Here is a 15258-nt window from a genome sequence, read left to right as displayed (position 1 = left end):
GCTGTCTGTCGAACGGATGACTCCCATTTCGCTCTCCACTATGAGTAACGGCGATTCATCGCCAATCGGGCGGCGCGCGCTTTCCGTGCTCGCCACCTTCACCGCGCTATGGCTGATGATGCTGCTCAGCGCCTGCAGCAGGCCGCCCGCACCGCTGCCCAACGACGCGTACGTGTGGCAGCGCAAATGGACCCCCGCTGTCACATCCGCGTTGCTCGACAGCAGCGGCTTCGTGCAAACATGGCACGTGCTCGCCGCGGAAAAAGACCGCAAGGACGACTGGACGGTCATGTCGCCTGACTGGGCGACCCTCGCCGCAACGCATGCGCCGGTAACGGCCGTTGTGCGGATCGACGGCCAACTCGGCGACTTGAACACGCTGCCGGTCGCTCGCATCGTGAAACTTGCCGATGACTGGAAGCAGCACGGCATCGCGCTGGCGGGCATCGAAATCGACCACGACTGCGCGACGTCCCGGCTAGCGGGATACACGCGTTTCCTCACTGCGTTGCGCGCGCAGCTCGACCCCAACTTGAAACTGTCGATCACCGCGCTGCCCACCTGGCTCGACAGTACCGCGCTCGACGATCTGCTCACTCACGCGGACGAAGCGGTCCTTCAGGTGCACGCGGTCGTGAACCCCGCGCGAGGTCTGTTCGACCCGGCGGAAGCGCGCGCCTGGTTGCGCGCTTTCGCGCAACGCACGAAGCGACCATGGCGCGTCGCGTTGCCCACTTACGGTTCGCGCGTGACGTGGGGCGACGACGGGCGCGTCGCCGGCATCGAAAGCGAACGCCCCATGCTGCTGGCGAACGGATTCGCGCAAGGTCTGTCGCATGAACTTGTCGTGCAGCCGAAGCAGATCAGCGCGTTCGTTAAGCGGATCGAACGCGATGCATTGCCGCATCTGGCGGGCATTGTCTGGTTCCGCTTGCCCACCGATGCCGACGAGCGCGCGTGGAGCCTCGCCACATGGCGAGCCGTGCTGACGCGCGCGCCGCTGACTGCCGCCATTGCCGCCGACGTGCTCAAGAGCACGCAGCCGGGACTGTTCGATGTGTCGCTCGTCAGTCACGGCAATGCCGACGCTCAGTTACCCGCCGTCGTGCGCACCGATTCGTCCTGCGAAGCCGCTGACGGCATCAACGGATACGCACTCGACTACGACGAGTTCGGCATGCTGCTGCGCCGCGTTCAGCCAGGCTTGCTGCGCGCTGGCATGCGCCGCACGATCGGTTGGCTTCGCTGCGGCGAAGTCGATAACCAAAAGGTCTCTGTTCATGTCGAACCGTAAATATCACGCGCTTGGCGGGGGTGTTGCGCTGCTGGCCGGCGCCGTCATCGTTCACGCGTGCGGGCCGTATTTTTCGCTGCAATTGCTCGACAATCGCGCGGGCACGCTGGCGGGCACGCCGACCAATTCGTTTGCCTATGAGGCGATGCATCTGGTCGTACCGGGCGACCATCTGCTCGCACCCGAGGCGGTGCCGGTCCCTGCCGGGCAAATGCGGCCGGATCCCGCGAAGGCGTCGGCGGCAGGTTTGACGCCGGCGCAGATCGCCACGCTTGGCGCAATGGCTAAAGCGGCCGACGGCGACGCGGCGTACGCGCTGGGGAATGGCCTGCCCGAAGCGCAGCGCTTGTACGCGGCGGCTAATGTCGATTACGGCCTGGCGGTGGCGGACTGCACGGCCGCGGCGGCGGGTTCAGGCGCGGCCGCATCCGGCGCGGCTAGCGCCGCGGCCGTGGACAAGGCCGCTTCTGCCGTCGCACCGAGTGCCGCTCATGCGCGATCGTGCGACATGCGTGAACCGTTGCTCAAACGCGCTGCCACCCGGCTGGAAGCGATCCTTGCGTTACCGACTTCATCCGGCGCCTCGCGCGCTGTCGCGGCGGCATCCGAACTCGCGGCGATCGCGCAGGCACGCGTCGACGACTGCGGCGCCGGCGGCGATTGCGCGCCGCGCGTCGCCGCGTTGCATGCGGCCTACGCGAAACCGCGCGCGCTCGCCGTCGCCGGTGCGCTGGACCCTGAAGGGTTCGCCGTCAAAAGCTTCGGCGATGAAGCGTTGATGTCTCTGCGCAGCAAGACCGGCGATCAATGCGATTACAGCAGCTTCCTGAACGGCACGCCGTGCGCGAGTGCGATTCCTGCCGCGGATCTCGAGCACGCCATCGGTCTTTACGCGCAGCAGACCGCGCGCGGTTCCAGCAGCGGTCTCCAATCGCTGCGCGTGATTGCCGCGTGGGCGCTGGCCGACAAGGCGCACGCCGCGTCGCTGATCGACGACCCGCTCGCGCAGCGTCTGCTGGTGGCGTATGCGCTTGCCCGCGTGGGCGACATCGTCAAGGACGATCTGTCGAGCGCGTCGGAATACTACGGTGGCTATGACAATAGCTACGGACCCATTGGTTACGCCGATGCCGCGCGCGGCGATGCGGTCATCAAGACCAATCCGGTGTTGTTGTCGCTGGTCGAAGCGATCCGTCAACGCGGCGTCGAGCATGTGGCAGGCGCGGACCGGCTTGCCGCGCTTGCGTATCGTGTCGGCCGTTACGATTTCGCCGATGAACTCGTCGCCCGTCAGCACAGCGCGCTGGCGAGCTGGGTGAAGGCGAAACTCGCGCTGCGTCGCGGCGACACGGCGGCGGCCGTGCAGGCTTACGCGGATGCGGCCAAAGGCTTCCCGCAGTCCGATCCGAGCGTCGAGCCGGCCAGCGCGCAACTGATCAAGGGCGAGCAGGGCGTGTTGACGCTTTCGCGTGGGCAGTATGTGGAGGCGCTCGGATATCTGTATGCCGCAGCCGTGGCGCAGACAGGTAGTCCCGTGAGAGATGGGGGCTGGGGTCCCGACGTCGGGATCGGCAACGATATGACCTACGTCGCCGAGCGCGTGCTGACGACCGACGAGCTGAAAACCTTCGTCGATGTACACGTGCCGGGCACGCCCGCGCCTCTTCTTCCCGCTTCGGCTGCGAACGCGGACACGTACAACTTCGTCAGCCCGCCGGTCGCCGACTCGCTGCGCTATCTGCTCGCGCGACGGCTCGTGCGCGACGGCCGGATCGACGACGCGCTGCCGTATTTCCCCGCCGACAACGATCCGCGATTCGCCACTTACCACTATGACGAGAAGGGGATGACCCGCACGGTGCTTCAGCTTCGCAAGCGCGCGCGTGAGTACGCGGACGCTTTGCATGACGGCGAACACGCGTGGTTTGCAGTCAACCGCGCGCGAGGCTGGTTCGTCGCGGCGACCATTGCCAGACAGTCGGGCATGGAGCTGATGGGTTACGAGCAGACGCCGGATTACTCCGACGTACGCGGCGCGTTTGAAGGCGGGTCCGGACGATCCGGCGTGATCGGCGCGAGCGCGGGGCGCTCTTCTTCTGACGGCGCGAATGTCGCCAGCGCCGCTACGGTGCCCGACACCCCCGCGGCTCGCGCGGACGTCGCGCTCGCGGGGCCGTTCGTCACCGCCGACGAAAAGCGCCGCTACGCTGCCAGCGAGAGCAAGCCGCCGCTGCGCTTTCACTATCGCTACATCGCCGCCCGCGAACTGTCGAAAGCAGCGGATGCGCTGCCGCCCCGATCGCAGGCGTTCGCCGCGGTGCTATGCCGCGCGACGCGCGGGATGCAGAACCATGATTTGCAGAGGGCGTTCGGCTTTTATCAGCGGTATGTCAAGGAGGGGGCTTACGTCGACTTCGGCGGGCCGTTCGGCACTTCGTGCCCTGAACCAGATTTCCACGCTGCGGCGACGTTCACTTATACGCGGGCTTGGCAGCGCGTGAAACACGATGCGGGCCGCCATAAGAAATGGAGCGCGTTGTTTGCGCTGCTGGTCGCGGCGGGTGCGGTGGGTTTCGGCGCTTGGCGCTATCGCAGGTCCAAAGCGCGGCGCGACGCGGCGAGCGGGCAGTGATCGTGCGCCTGCGGGGGGAGCTGGAGCGCTGGCGCTGCGATTTCGATTACTCGGCTCTCGAAACGATTAGAAATCGCCTGTTTTACAAAAAAACGACTACTCCGCAGTTCCTGCGAAGGCTTATTCAGCCTTCGCTATTTGTAGTGACCTGCAATCGAAACCATCCGAACCTGCAATTCAGGCGACTTAACTGCAACCAACGGGAGGCGTCGGCCAGCATTATCTGCAACGGGACCAGCATTCAGCGGTGCCGACCTGGATGCCATCGCCGTGTATCGACATTATCTGCAACTGACTCTGATTCACGGCAAGAGAGGTCCGGCAGTAAAGGAGGTTCAGGTCGACAACTGACCCTAGCTATACCGTTCATTCCTTGTCCTGAATCGAGAACTGGAACGGAACCTCTGGATGGGTAAAGCGGAGCCGAATCTCGTTAAGAACTGGGGCGAAGCGCCGGTCCTCGAACGTGTAATACGACACCAGCAACCCGACGCAGGACTCCTGCGCGTCGTCCAACAGGTAGCTATTCCTCGGAAAGGCGAGCTTCCCCTCTTTCGTCTCCGATACGGCCCGGCACGACGAGAGCAGGCTGGGTAAATGCAGAAAAGTCACCTTGCCCTTCGGTGCCAAAGGATTGACCAGCAAATAGATTTGCGTGTACCGATCGGATTCACCCGACCCGTTGCTGCCGCCTTGCACGCAGAGGACGGCGGGATGGGCGTTCGTTCTCGGAGCAAGGAACACGTCGGCGGTCAGAGGATAGATATCCGATGGATGTTCTCCGGGGAATGTCGCCGCGCTCGCATAGCGATAGGTCTTGCCGTTGACCGTTATGCGATTCGCCGCGAGCGTGATGTGCACCGCTCGCCCTTCCGAGACGGCTCGCAGCTCCGTGTAAATGCCTTGCTCACCTAGGGAGGAATAGGCAACGCCAGGCCTGGACTTAATCGGATCACCGAACACGGCACTAGGTCGGGCGACGTAAAAGGCGTCATAGCTGTCGTAGGTTTCAGCCGCACAAGCGCCGCCCGCAAAGGCGGCCAGCGCCGCCGCCAGCACGATGGGGAATCTCATCGGTATGACTTTCCTCCAGTGGCCTTCAGATAGTCCGGATTGTGCTGCCAGAATACGGTGCTGCCGTGCGCTGCAGTCGAAACCCACACCGAATCGTAGCGGCCACGTTCACCGCCATCGACGATCTTTCCGGTCTTCTTGTTGCGGATTTTCCACCGCACAATGACCTCGATCCGGTGCTCCGGCACGCCAAAAATGTTGTGGGACGGGTCACCCCATTTGAACCCGGCTTGAACCTTCCTATGACGCGCGTAATTGGTCTTGAAGTCGAGGCCGTCCCACCAAAACGCGCCGTTGGACGGGTCTGGCCCGTCGTTGGCTAATGCCTCGTTCGCCCAATCAACAGCCAGCCTCATTCCTGGATCAAGCTCAATTTTGCTATCAGGAGTTCGCATCAATTTGTTGAATCTGGCGTTGGAGCCTTGCCATGCATAGGAGTAGTTTGAGTCTGCGGCGCGCAGATTGATCACGGTCTTTCCGTTCCACGCTCGGCATCGGTTGGCCGTCGTGAACGCGATGCCGCCGCCGACTATCCAACAAACGATGGTTTGATGGATGCCGATCGCCGGAGAGTCTTGCGTTGTGGCAAACCATGCAAAATACATCCACCATCAGCTTCCGTCTTTCAATGCCCGACTATACTGGATTTTCATCGGACAACTTAGAATTCGTATGCTCATTGGCTATGCGCGAGTTTCGACCGACGACCAGCCTCTCGACCTGCAACGCGATGCCCTCGCGAACGCCGGGTGTGACCGCGTGTTCATCGAACAGATACTGGCCGACACACTGGTGCGGCGCATCGTATTGGCACGCGTTCGGGACTATTTCCGCCACCGGAAGACAGAAGAAGGCCATGCGAGCTGAAGTGATGGAGCACTACGAACTGGCGGTACCTCTGAGTCTGTCGGGCTACTTCGAGACGGCGGACCATCAGCAGTTAATGAAGGACATCAAGGGGGCGATCTTCGAGGGACGGCTGATCGCGCTGTGCGGTGTCGCCGGCTGCGGCAAGACCGTGATGCTGCGCCGGCTTCAGCAGGCACTCGAAGACGAGAAGCGCGTCACGGTTTCGAAATCGCTCGCGATCGAGAAGCACCGCATCAACTTGCGACCTTCGTCGCAGCGCTGTGCGTCGACGAGGCGCACGACCTGAACGGCAACACCCTCACGGGACTGAAGCGCCTGATGGAACTGGTCAAGGATGGCGGCGGCAGCCTGTCGGTGATCCTCGCGGGACACCCAAAGCTGCACAATGACCTGCGGCGCGCGACGATGGAAGAAATCGGCTACCGCACTGACATCTTCTCGCTCGACGGCATCGCCGGCAGCCAGCGCGAATACCTGTACTGGCTGCTCGGCCGACAGCACCGATGTCGAATCGATTCTGACCGAAGATGCGATCGACCTGCTGGCGACCAAGCTGCGCACGCCATTGCAGATCCAGCTGCATCTGGCATTGGCGTTCGAAGCCGGATACCTGACCGGCGAGAAGCCGGTGTCGGCTTCTCTGGTCGAGTCGGTCCTGTCGCGCCAACTCGACGACCTTGAACCGACCTTGACCCTACGCTGGTATCGCGTCAAGGATCTCGTCGAAAAGTTCGACGCCAAGCCCGCCGAGATTAAGGCGCTGTTCAGCAACTCGCTGGAGCCGGTGAGGGCCGCGACCCTGCGCGACAAAATGCTGGCCGCCAGGCTTCCGATTTGAATCCGGTCAGTTGCAGATAATCCCGGTTCGCGGCGATGGAATGCAGGTCGGCGCCGCTGAATGCAGGCCCGGTTGCAGTTAATCCCGGTTTGCGCGTTCCGTCGTTTGCAGTTAATGCCGGCCGGAAATCGCGTGGATTGCAGGTTTGCCCCGTTGCGATTGCAGGTTGCTACAGCTATTCACCGCCATCCACCCAAACCGGCGCGACAACCGCAGGGTCGCCGCGCTTAGCGTTTGCGCCGGCCCACCCGCCAGTTCGCTATCGAAGCTGCCGCTCGGCCCCATCAACGCCAGCACCAGACAGATGCTGCCGGTATGGTCCAGCACCGGTGCGGCGAGCGTATTGATGCCCGGAACAGGCCGGCTCAATGCGGTATCGATGCCGTCCGCGCGGATTTGCGCGAGGCGCTGCGCGTAGGCTTTTGTCAGCTGCGGCAGCGATGGCGCTGCGTTTTTGCCGCCTGCGGTCGTTGTCGGATCCTCAGCCGCCGTCGCCGCCGCCGCCCCCGCAAAAATCTCCGTCGCATTGGCCCCTGCCAGCCGCAAGTGATCCTGCGCCAGCAAGCCATTGCGCACGTCGTCCGCGACGTAAGCAGCAAACACGCGCCCGATCGCTGTATTCACCAGCGACATCACCGTGCCGACCCGCAAGCTCACATGCAGCGGCCGCGCCGATTCTTCCAGACGCACGACGGTCGGCCCGAGCGGCCCGAGTACCGCCATCGCGACGCTCATTCCCGTCGATGCGGCCAGTTCGACCACTTCCGGTTCGGCTTCGCGCGTCGGCGATAAGCGTTGCAAGCCGATCAAGCCAAGCTCCAGCGCGAGCGGACCGGCTTCGAAACAACCCGACGCGTCGCGATTGAGCAAGCCGATCTTCAGCAGGCTGACCAGATGCGGAAAGGCCTTGGCAGGCGGCATTCCCGCGGCGGCCGCCAGATCGCGCAACGTCAATGGTCTCGCCGCCGCGACCAGCGCGGCGAGCAACTCGCCGGTGCTGTCGAGTGACTGGATGCCGCGCTGCGGTTTCGCATCGGCGGCGACGGCGGTAGAGGTGTCGAGAGCGTCGGTCACGATGCGGAAGAAGCGAGCAGAGAAGGCACCGCGGCAAGTTCGGCGCTGATGTCTCGAGCCGCGGCGAGCAGCGTCCGGGCGATCGGGCCGTCGGCGGCCACGTCGATCGCACCGGTCGAGCCGATTACCGTCAGTGCGAGGCGTAGGCGGCCATCGGCATCGAGCACCGGCGCGCTCAGGCTGCTGATCCCCGGGCTCGGCACGTCGACGCTGCACTCGAGCCCGCGTGCGCGGATCCCGGCGAGCGCCGCTGCGAACGCGGCACGCTCGCCGGGTGGCGTCATCGGACTATCGGCGGCGCCGGACTGGTTCGCCCACATGCCGTCCAGTGTGGCGCGCGGCAGATAAGCGCAAAACACACGTCCGGTCGAAGTGGCCGGCAGCGACATCACCGTGCCCACATGCAGATTCACATGCAACGGAAAGCCCGCGTGCTCATATCGAACGATGGTCGGCCCCTGCGGCCCGGCAATGCAGACCGCGACGCTAAAACCGATCGCTTCGGCCAGCGCGGCCACGCGCGGTACGGCGGCGCGGAACGCCGGCTGGTTTTCCAGATGCAGTAAGCCGAGCCGTAGCGACAGGGGGCCCGGTTCGTAGCGGCCGGAAAGTTCGTCACGCTTGATCAGGCCCAGCCGGCTCAGGCTCACCAGGTAGGCATGCGCCTGTCCCGGCGCGATTTGCGCACTGACGGCGAGATCGGACAACGCCAGCGGCGTGCGCGCCTGCGCGAGCGCCAGCAGCACGCGGCCGCCCACTTCGACGCTCTGAATGCCGCGTTGGGTCTTACCACCGTCCGCCGGTTCGCCGCTGGTGGTGGCTTTGGCCCTGCCCGCGCCCGATTTCGCTGCCTTGCTCACACCCGTGCTCGTCCGTAAAAAGGGTTCATGTTAGCCGAAGGCCCGCGAAGGCCCACGCCTTCCTGCCATCATCTTAGGCGCTTTGAAATTTGTGTATAGCGATACATTTCGCTATTGACAAATAATCTGGCCCAGCCATAAGATGTATTCACCCCGACATACCGGCGCAGTCACAGAGTCAAAACGGGGCGAGACAAGCCTCCAATACAGTCAGCCTGCGCCGCCAAGCGCGCGCAGCCGGCCGTCTCGCCTCACGTCCAACTTTTGAGGGAGACAAGCATGGCAAAGGCATTCGCATCCCAGGCCGACCTGGAAGTCAAAAAAGTCACGTGGACGCAGCTGTCCGAGAACGCCTATGCGTACACCGCTGAAGGCGATCCGAACTCGGGCGTGATCATCGGCGACGACGGCGTGCTGATCGTCGACACCACCGCCACGCCGGCCATGGCGCAAGACCTCATCGCGAAGATTCGCAGCGTCACTGACAAGCCGATCAAATACGTCGTGCTGTCGCACTACCACGCGGTGCGCGTGCTCGGCGCGTCGGCGTATTTCGCGGAAGGCGCGCAGCAGGTGATCGCGAGCCGCGGCACGTACGAGATGATCGTCGAGCGCGGCGAAGCGGACATGAAGTCGGAAATCGAACGCTTCCCGCGTCTGTTCGCCGGTGTCGAAACAGTGCCGGGCTTGACGTGGCCGACACTCGTGTTCGAAAAGGACATGACGCTGTTCCTCGGCAAGCTCGAAGTGCGCATCGCGCATCTGGGCGCGGGTCATACGAAGGGCGACACGGTGGTGTGGCTGCCGTCGCAGAAGGTGCTGTTCTCCGGCGACCTGGTCGAGTACGACGCGGCGTGTTATTGCGGCGACGCGCAACTCGAACAATGGCCGGCCACGCTCGAAGCGCTGCGCGCGCTGAACGCGGAGAAGCTCGTGCCGGGCCGCGGTCCTGCCTTGACCACGCCGGAAGACGTCAACAAGGGCCTCGACTACACGAAGGACTTCGTCACCACGCTGCTGCAACAGGGCCGCGAAGCCGTCGAACAGAAGCTCGATCTGAAGGCCGCGATGGCGCACACGCGCAAGGCGATGGACCCGAAGTTCGGCCACGTGTTCATCTACGAGCACTGCCTGCCGTTCGACGTCTCGCGTGCGTTCGACGAAGCGAGCGGCATCGCGCATCCGCGCATCTGGACCGCGCAGCGTGACAAGGAAATGTGGGACGCGCTGCAAGCCTGATAAGAAAAAAGCGTACAGCAGAGCAGAGATGGACGGAGACACAAGATGAGCATCGACTACCAGACGCTGTCGTTCGAATATAAGCCGTGCCGGGAGCAGAGCGAACCAGGCGAATCAGGCGGCGCGGAGCAGGCGGCCTATCCTGTGATCGTCGTCGGCGCGGGCCCGGTGGGCCTCGCTACCGCGATCGATATCGAGCAGCACGGCGTGCCGGTCGTGCTGGTCGACGACGACTGTTCGTTGTCGACCGGTTCGCGGGCGATCTGTTTTTCGAAGCGCTCGCTCGATATCTTCGACCGGCTCGGCTGTGGGCAGCGGATGGTGGACAAGGGCATCAGCTGGAATGTCGGCAAGGTGTTCCTGAAAGATGAACTGGTGTACACGTTCAATCTCCAGCCGGAAGCGGGCCATCACCGGCCCGCGTTCATCAATCTGCAGCAGTACTACGTTGAAGGCTTCCTGCTTGAACGCGCGCAGGAGATGCCCGATATCGAGATCCGCTGGAAGAGCAAAGTAGTCGGCGTCCAGCAGAACGGCACGCCGGGCACCGAGGACGCAAGCGTCACGCTGACGGTGGATACGCCCAACGGTCCGTATCCGTTGCGCGGCCGTTATGTGGTGGCCGCCGACGGCTCGCGCAGTCCGATTCGCAATCTGATGGGACTCGACAGCAAGGGCGTCACGTTCAAAGACCGCTTCCTGATCGCCGACGTGAAAATGGAAGCCGACTTCCCGACCGAGCGCTGGTTCTGGTTCGATCCGCCGTTCCATCCGAATCAGTCGGTGCTGTTGCATCGGCAGCCGGATAACGTGTGGCGGATCGATTTTCAGTTGGGCTGGGACGCCGATCCTGTGCTGGAAAAAACGCCGGAACGTGTGATTCCGCGTGTGCGCGCGTTGCTTGGACCTGACGTGAAGTTCGAACTGGAATGGGTCAGCGTCTATACGTTTTCGTGTTTGCGGATGGACAGCTTCCGGCACGGCAACGTGCTGTTCGCGGGCGATTCGGCGCATGGCGTGTCGCCGTTCGGCGCACGCGGCGCGAACAGCGGTGTGCAGGACGCCGAAAATCTCGCATGGAAACTGGCGATGGTGCTCGCAGGCAAAGCGTCCGACGGATTGCTCGATACCTACGCCAGCGAGCGCGAATTTGCCGCCGACGAAAACATCCGCAATTCCACGCGCTCGACCGATTTCATCACGCCGAAGAGCCCCGTGAGCCGCGTGTTCCGCGACGCTGTGCTGAAGCTCTCGCGCAAGCACGCGTTTGCACGGCAGTTGGCGAATAGCGGCCGCTTGTCGGTGCCGGCGGTGCTGCGTGATTCTCCGCTGAATACAGCAGACAGCGACCGCTTTGAAGGCCTGATGGTGCCGGGCGCGTCGTGCGTCGATGCGCCGGTACTGGCGGCAGGGCAACCGGCGTGGCTGTTGCGGCAACTCGGCCAGCAATTTACCGGCGTGTTGTTTTGCGGTTCGCAAGCTGTCAATTCAGCGGCGCAGGCTGCGTTGGAAACATTGCGCGCCGGACCGATTCCGCTGAATCTCGTCGTCGTCACGAGTGGCGACGCGCGGGCCGCGGTGACTCAGGGCGCGAACGTCGTGCACGACGCCGAAGGCCTTGCAACGGCGCGCTACGACGCGACGCCCGGCACGTTCTATCTGATTCGTCCGGACCAGCATGTCTGCGCGCGTTGGCGGCAATTCGATGCGAGCGCCGTGGCAGGTGCGTTGAAGCGCGCATTGTGCGTCGAAGGCACGGCCTGAACGTGCGGTAGGCCACACGCCACATGCCACCCGCCACATGCCGCTCGTCAGCAAAAAAATAGCAGGAGACAGTCATGACGTTGAACACGCAACCCAATCTCGCCCGCCCCGACGATTTCTACGAAGCGCTGATCGACATGCATCGCGATCTGGACGAAGCGCAAAGCCAGTCGGCCAATGCGCAACTGATTCTGCTGCTCGCCAACCATATCGGCGATCACGCGACGTTGCTCGAAGCCATCCGGTACGCCCGTGAAGGCGCGACCGACGCGCCGGCTCGCGGCGGCGAGGCGCACCCGTTGGCCGCCTGAGCCAGCGATGCCGGTAACACGCAAACGCAGTACGCACGCGGCGGTTCGCGCCACGTGCAATCCACCACGGCACGCGGCGCACCCACACCGCCGCATACCGTTCCAGTAGAAAACAGAAAACGCGGCGCATCAGACGCCGGACCCATTGGGTCCGTTGGACCCTCACGTTTGGAGAAGACCGATGAGCCAATCTTTCGTCCCCGCGCTCGAGCCGGGCGCATCTACCGTTGTGCAAGACGACCTGCTGTATCGGAAGGTGTCGCTGCGGATCATTCCGTTTCTGTTCCTGTGCTACGTGGTGTCGTTTCTCGACCGCATCAATATCGGCTTCGCGCAGTTGCAGATGAAGCACGATCTCGGTTTCAGCGACGCGATGTACGGTCTCGGCGCAGCGGTCTTCTACATCGGCTACGTGCTGTGCGAAGTGCCGAGCAATCTGTTGCTCGCGCGCTTCGGCGCACGCCGTACCTTCACGCGGATCATGCTGCTGTGGGGCATAGCGTCGGCCGGCATGATGCTGGTGTCGAAGCCCACGCACTTCTACCTGCTGCGCTTCATGCTCGGCGTGTTCGAGGCGGGTTTCTTTCCCGGCATCGTACTGTATTTGACCTACTGGTATCCGGCGCGGCGGCGTGCAGCGGTACTGTCGATTTTCTTTGCGGGCGTCGCGGTGGCGGGTGTGCTCGGTGGTCTGGTGTCCGGCTGGATCATGCGCGACATGGGCGGCGTGATGGGGCTATTCGGCTGGCAGTGGATGTTCGTGATCGAAGGCGCACCGGCCGTCGTGCTTGGCCTGCTCGCCGCGTTTTATCTGGTCGATGGGCCGCAGCATGCAAAGTGGCTCAACGCTGCCGAGAAAGCGCAATTGATCGCGCAGCGCGATGACGACCGCTGTCCATCAACGGACGCGCATTCGTCGCGCGCTTTCATGCAGGCACTGCGCAATCCCCGAGTCTATCTGTTCGCGTTCATCTATTTCTCGCTGACCTGCGCGTCGCTGACGCTGAACTTCTGGATGCCGCTGATGATTCGCGACTTCGGCATTCACGACGTGCTGGCGATCAGTCTTTATACGGTAATTCCGAACGCCGTCGGCGCGGTAGGTCTGATTCTGATTGCGCGCCACTCGGATCGTCGCGGCGAACGCCGCCGGCATTTTTCGGTTTGCACGATGGGTGGCGGCATCGCGCTTTCGCTATTGACGTTGCATCTGAGCAGCTTCCCGGCCATGCTCGCGATTCTGTCGCTGGCCGCCGTGCTGATCTTCGCGGCGCTGCCGATTTTCTGGACCGTGCCGTCGGGCTATCTGTCGGGCACGGCGGCAGCGGGCGGGATTGCGCTGATCAGCAGCATCGGTATCACGAGCGGGATTGTCAGTCCGTGGGTGATCGGTCAGATCAAGACGCACACCGGCAGCATGGACAACGCGCTGTATCTGCTGACCGCGCTGTTGTTCGTCAGCGGCGTGGCGTTGCTGCTCGGCGTGCCTGAAGAAACAAAGGGTATCTAAAAGATCGAACGGGTTTGGACGTCATATCGGGTACAGTCGCGCTATTGTCTTGCGACCTCGCGTGTGACGCCTAAATTCTACGATGCATTTCGTCGACCCTGTTCTCTTACCGCATGAAGGCCCGTCCGACGTTTCGTTGTGGCGGGTCGATTTCGCTTTCGATGCGTCACTGGACGACGCCGCCTTCGCGCCGCTCAGCGACGATGAGCGCGCCAGAGCCCGAGCTTTTCGCCGTCACGAGGACGCGCTTCGTTTCGCGACGGTACGCGTGGCGCTGCGTGCGCAACTCGCGCGGCATCTTGGCGTCGCGGCGCACGCCGTCCGCTTCACGCTCGATGTAAACCGTCGTCCCCATATCGCCGATTCCGACGCGTTCGATTTCAACGTGTCGCATTCGGGTGCGCATGGGATTATCGCGATGTCGCCTTGCCGGCGTGTCGGCGTCGATATCGAACAGTACAGCGACACATTCGACTGGCGCACGATCGCGTCGTTGACGCTCGATGAAAGCGAAGCGGCGTGGATCGAGCGCTTGGGCGGCGCGCAGCAAATCGCCGCGTTTTACGACGCCTGGGTCGCTAAAGAGGCGCTCGTTAAAACAACCGGTGCAGGCATCGCACGCGGTCTGCAGCATCTGACGGTGCTGCCGCGCGACAGCGCACAGGTGACGCTGCGCAATCACATCCCGAACGACATGCGCGATATTGCAGCGCGCTGGATCGGGGCGCCGGAAGCTTATGCCGCATGTGTGGCGTGGTCGGTCTCGGCATTCGTCGCGCAATAAATGGTGATGCCGCGGCCGTCGTGAGGATGACGCGCGCGCAGCTTTTCGTTGCCGTCGTCCTGCAAATCGACGGCGCGCGGTGCGCAGTCGAACAGATTCGCAACGATCCAGCGCACCACCACGCGCGCGCTGATGAAGCGTTTGCGCAACGCGGCGTTCGGATGCAGCCGTGCGCGCTCGCGTTCTGTCTTCGATAACCAGCTATCGCCTTCCTGCACCGGCACCGGCACCCATTCACAACGGAACCGCCACAGATGCAGCTTGCCCGCGCGCGGTACGGCGACGGTCCGCGGATAGTGACGCGTTAGCGGGTGCGTGACGAATTCGGGCGCGGCCGCACTGGCGATAGCGTGAGCCGCTCGATCAGACTGAGCGGCGAGTACAGCGTGCGAGTCGATGTTGCCGTGCACGCGCGGCGATGCGGGGGAAGCCAATTCCAGCTCCAATTCCAATGGCATGCGCTTGGGTCCTCAATGCATATACGTGACGCGGCGCGCTTGCACGTTGAGTTCGAGACCGGCGTCGAGCAGATCGATGGCGAACCAGCGGATCAGCTTCAACACCCCGCTAACGGCCGGCGCGGGCAGCCATTCGGTCAGCATGCGCAACGCGGCGCCGCTATGGGTCTTTTGCAGCAGCGCGATGGTTTGCAGAATCACGGCTTCGTCCTTGCCGAGATCGCTGGCGCAGCGGCAGCGCATGTCGAGCGGACGATAGGAGACGTGCATCAACGAACGCATCAGCAGATCGAAGTGTTCAATGCCGTCTTGCCGCAAGCCCACGCCGGTCAGGATGTCGCGCCAGTTCACGCCGCTGCGCACCGTTTCGCAAGCCGGGCGCAGCCACGTACGCACGGCGCTCAGGACCGTGCGGTCGGGGGCGTCGGTGGTGTCGATGGGATGATCGTCGATCAGTTCGGGACGACTGCTGTATTGAGAGCGGAAGTTCATCGATGCTCCTGAATGGACACGGTCCAATGAGTCGCGCCGGCCTGATTGGATGAGTGCC

Annotated in this window: 16 protein-coding genes; 10 read left to right on the top strand and 6 right to left on the bottom strand. The window is 63.3% G+C overall.

Annotation, left to right across the window (positions count from 1 at the left end):
- The first annotated feature begins 16 nt into the window (after positions 1-16).
- Together AC3WOG_RS33790 and AC3WOG_RS33785 are read left to right on the top strand one after the other, a co-directional pair.
- Positions 17-1294 (top strand): DUF3142 domain-containing protein, encoded by a 1278-nt coding sequence (locus AC3WOG_RS33790; protein WP_492582067.1) that lies wholly within the window; start codon positions 17-19, stop codon positions 1292-1294.
- Positions 1281-3926, top strand: coding sequence for a hypothetical protein (locus tag AC3WOG_RS33785; RefSeq protein WP_492582066.1), 2646 nt, complete (start codon positions 1281-1283; stop codon positions 3924-3926). Before AC3WOG_RS33790 ends, AC3WOG_RS33785 begins: the two co-directional genes overlap by 14 nt.
- A gap of 366 nt (positions 3927-4292) precedes the next feature.
- Here AC3WOG_RS33785 and AC3WOG_RS33780 read toward each other — a convergent pair whose 3' ends face one another.
- Both AC3WOG_RS33780 and AC3WOG_RS33775 read right to left on the bottom strand, forming a co-directional pair.
- Positions 4293-5000 carry a hypothetical protein gene (locus AC3WOG_RS33780; RefSeq protein WP_492582065.1) on the bottom strand — a complete coding sequence of 236 codons (708 nt, stop codon included), beginning with the start codon at positions 4998-5000 and terminating at the stop codon, positions 4293-4295.
- Entirely contained in the window at positions 4997-5605 is a 609-nt protein-coding gene (locus AC3WOG_RS33775) for a hypothetical protein (RefSeq protein ID WP_492582064.1), read from the bottom strand. The genes AC3WOG_RS33780 and AC3WOG_RS33775 overlap by 4 nt, the downstream gene beginning before the upstream one ends.
- Before the next feature lie 67 nt (positions 5606-5672).
- Between AC3WOG_RS33775 and AC3WOG_RS33770 the strand changes: the two genes are divergently transcribed.
- The 3 genes from AC3WOG_RS33770 (at position 5673) to AC3WOG_RS33760 (ending at position 6708) form a co-directional block, all read left to right on the top strand.
- Positions 5673-5867 carry a recombinase family protein gene (locus tag AC3WOG_RS33770; protein WP_492582063.1) on the top strand — a complete coding sequence of 65 codons (195 nt, stop codon included), beginning with the start codon at positions 5673-5675 and terminating at the stop codon, positions 5865-5867.
- Positions 5857-6156: a hypothetical protein gene (locus AC3WOG_RS33765; RefSeq protein ID WP_492582062.1), complete on the top strand. Its 300-nt coding sequence runs from the start codon at positions 5857-5859 to the stop codon at positions 6154-6156. The genes AC3WOG_RS33770 and AC3WOG_RS33765 overlap by 11 nt, the downstream gene beginning before the upstream one ends.
- 99 nt (positions 6157-6255) lie before the next feature.
- Positions 6256-6708: a hypothetical protein gene (locus tag AC3WOG_RS33760; RefSeq protein ID WP_492582061.1), complete on the top strand. Its 453-nt coding sequence runs from the start codon at positions 6256-6258 to the stop codon at positions 6706-6708.
- Positions 6709-6819: 111 nt separating this feature from the next.
- Here the strand turns inward: AC3WOG_RS33760 and AC3WOG_RS33755 are convergent, their stop codons facing one another.
- On the bottom strand, positions 6820-7782 hold the full coding sequence (locus tag AC3WOG_RS33755) for an IclR family transcriptional regulator (RefSeq protein WP_492582060.1): 963 nt from the start codon (positions 7780-7782) through the stop codon (positions 6820-6822).
- Complete coding sequence (locus AC3WOG_RS33750) at positions 7779-8642, bottom strand: IclR family transcriptional regulator (protein ID WP_492582059.1); 864 nt, start codon at positions 8640-8642, stop codon at positions 7779-7781. The genes AC3WOG_RS33755 and AC3WOG_RS33750 overlap by 4 nt, the downstream gene beginning before the upstream one ends.
- Positions 8643-8921: 279 nt before the next feature.
- Here AC3WOG_RS33750 and AC3WOG_RS33745 point away from each other — a divergent pair, with 279 nt between their 5' ends.
- The 5 genes from AC3WOG_RS33745 (at position 8922) to AC3WOG_RS33725 (ending at position 14250) form a co-directional block, all read left to right on the top strand.
- On the top strand, positions 8922-9881 hold the full coding sequence (locus tag AC3WOG_RS33745; RefSeq protein WP_492582058.1) for an MBL fold metallo-hydrolase: 960 nt from the start codon (positions 8922-8924) through the stop codon (positions 9879-9881).
- A gap of 45 nt (positions 9882-9926) precedes the next feature.
- Positions 9927-11645 (top strand): FAD-dependent oxidoreductase, encoded by a 1719-nt coding sequence (locus AC3WOG_RS33740; protein WP_492582057.1) that lies wholly within the window; start codon positions 9927-9929, stop codon positions 11643-11645.
- 74 nt (positions 11646-11719) lie between these two features.
- On the top strand, positions 11720-11956 hold the full coding sequence (locus AC3WOG_RS33735) for a DUF2783 domain-containing protein (protein ID WP_492582056.1): 237 nt from the start codon (positions 11720-11722) through the stop codon (positions 11954-11956).
- A 181-nt stretch (positions 11957-12137) separates the two neighbouring features.
- On the top strand, positions 12138-13466 hold the full coding sequence (locus AC3WOG_RS33730; RefSeq protein ID WP_492582055.1) for an MFS transporter: 1329 nt from the start codon (positions 12138-12140) through the stop codon (positions 13464-13466).
- An 82-nt stretch (positions 13467-13548) separates the two neighbouring features.
- Positions 13549-14250: a 4'-phosphopantetheinyl transferase family protein gene (locus tag AC3WOG_RS33725; protein ID WP_492582054.1), complete on the top strand. Its 702-nt coding sequence runs from the start codon at positions 13549-13551 to the stop codon at positions 14248-14250.
- On the opposite strand, the gene AC3WOG_RS33720 is transcribed toward AC3WOG_RS33725, so the two are convergent.
- Together AC3WOG_RS33720 and AC3WOG_RS33715 are read right to left on the bottom strand one after the other, a co-directional pair.
- On the bottom strand, positions 14202-14708 hold the full coding sequence (locus AC3WOG_RS33720) for a 4'-phosphopantetheinyl transferase family protein (protein WP_492582053.1): 507 nt from the start codon (positions 14706-14708) through the stop codon (positions 14202-14204). The two genes, AC3WOG_RS33725 and AC3WOG_RS33720, sit on opposite strands and share 49 nt — an antisense overlap.
- A gap of 12 nt (positions 14709-14720) precedes the next feature.
- Positions 14721-15200, bottom strand: coding sequence for a hypothetical protein (locus AC3WOG_RS33715; protein WP_492582052.1), 480 nt, complete (start codon positions 15198-15200; stop codon positions 14721-14723).
- Between the last annotated feature and the right edge of the window lie 58 nt (positions 15201-15258).

The organism is Paraburkholderia sp. FW306-02-B, assembly GCF_058782725.1.
Note: the sequence above shows the minus strand (reverse complement) of the source record. Positions and strands in the feature narration are given on the sequence as shown.

What these genes read in the sequence shown, in the direction of transcription:
- AC3WOG_RS33715 (WP_492582052.1), bottom strand. Translation starts at nt 15,200, where the DNA reads ATGAACTTCCGCTCTCAATACAGCAGTCGTCCCGAACTGATCGACGAT.
- AC3WOG_RS33760 (WP_492582061.1), top strand. Translation starts at nt 6,256, where the DNA reads ATGACCTGCGGCGCGCGACGATGGAAGAAATCGGCTACCGCACTGACA.
- AC3WOG_RS33730 (WP_492582055.1), top strand. Translation starts at nt 12,138, where the DNA reads ATGAGCCAATCTTTCGTCCCCGCGCTCGAGCCGGGCGCATCTACCGTT.
- AC3WOG_RS33775 (WP_492582064.1), bottom strand. Translation starts at nt 5,605, where the DNA reads ATGTATTTTGCATGGTTTGCCACAACGCAAGACTCTCCGGCGATCGGC.
- AC3WOG_RS33725 (WP_492582054.1), top strand. Translation starts at nt 13,549, where the DNA reads ATGCATTTCGTCGACCCTGTTCTCTTACCGCATGAAGGCCCGTCCGAC.
- AC3WOG_RS33745 (WP_492582058.1), top strand. Translation starts at nt 8,922, where the DNA reads ATGGCAAAGGCATTCGCATCCCAGGCCGACCTGGAAGTCAAAAAAGTC.
- AC3WOG_RS33785 (WP_492582066.1), top strand. Translation starts at nt 1,281, where the DNA reads ATGTCGAACCGTAAATATCACGCGCTTGGCGGGGGTGTTGCGCTGCTG.
- AC3WOG_RS33740 (WP_492582057.1), top strand. Translation starts at nt 9,927, where the DNA reads ATGAGCATCGACTACCAGACGCTGTCGTTCGAATATAAGCCGTGCCGG.
- AC3WOG_RS33735 (WP_492582056.1), top strand. Translation starts at nt 11,720, where the DNA reads ATGACGTTGAACACGCAACCCAATCTCGCCCGCCCCGACGATTTCTAC.
- AC3WOG_RS33720 (WP_492582053.1), bottom strand. Translation starts at nt 14,708, where the DNA reads ATGCCATTGGAATTGGAGCTGGAATTGGCTTCCCCCGCATCGCCGCGC.
- AC3WOG_RS33770 (WP_492582063.1), top strand. Translation starts at nt 5,673, where the DNA reads ATGCTCATTGGCTATGCGCGAGTTTCGACCGACGACCAGCCTCTCGAC.
- AC3WOG_RS33780 (WP_492582065.1), bottom strand. Translation starts at nt 5,000, where the DNA reads ATGAGATTCCCCATCGTGCTGGCGGCGGCGCTGGCCGCCTTTGCGGGC.
- AC3WOG_RS33765 (WP_492582062.1), top strand. Translation starts at nt 5,857, where the DNA reads ATGCGAGCTGAAGTGATGGAGCACTACGAACTGGCGGTACCTCTGAGT.
- AC3WOG_RS33790 (WP_492582067.1), top strand. Translation starts at nt 17, where the DNA reads ATGACTCCCATTTCGCTCTCCACTATGAGTAACGGCGATTCATCGCCA.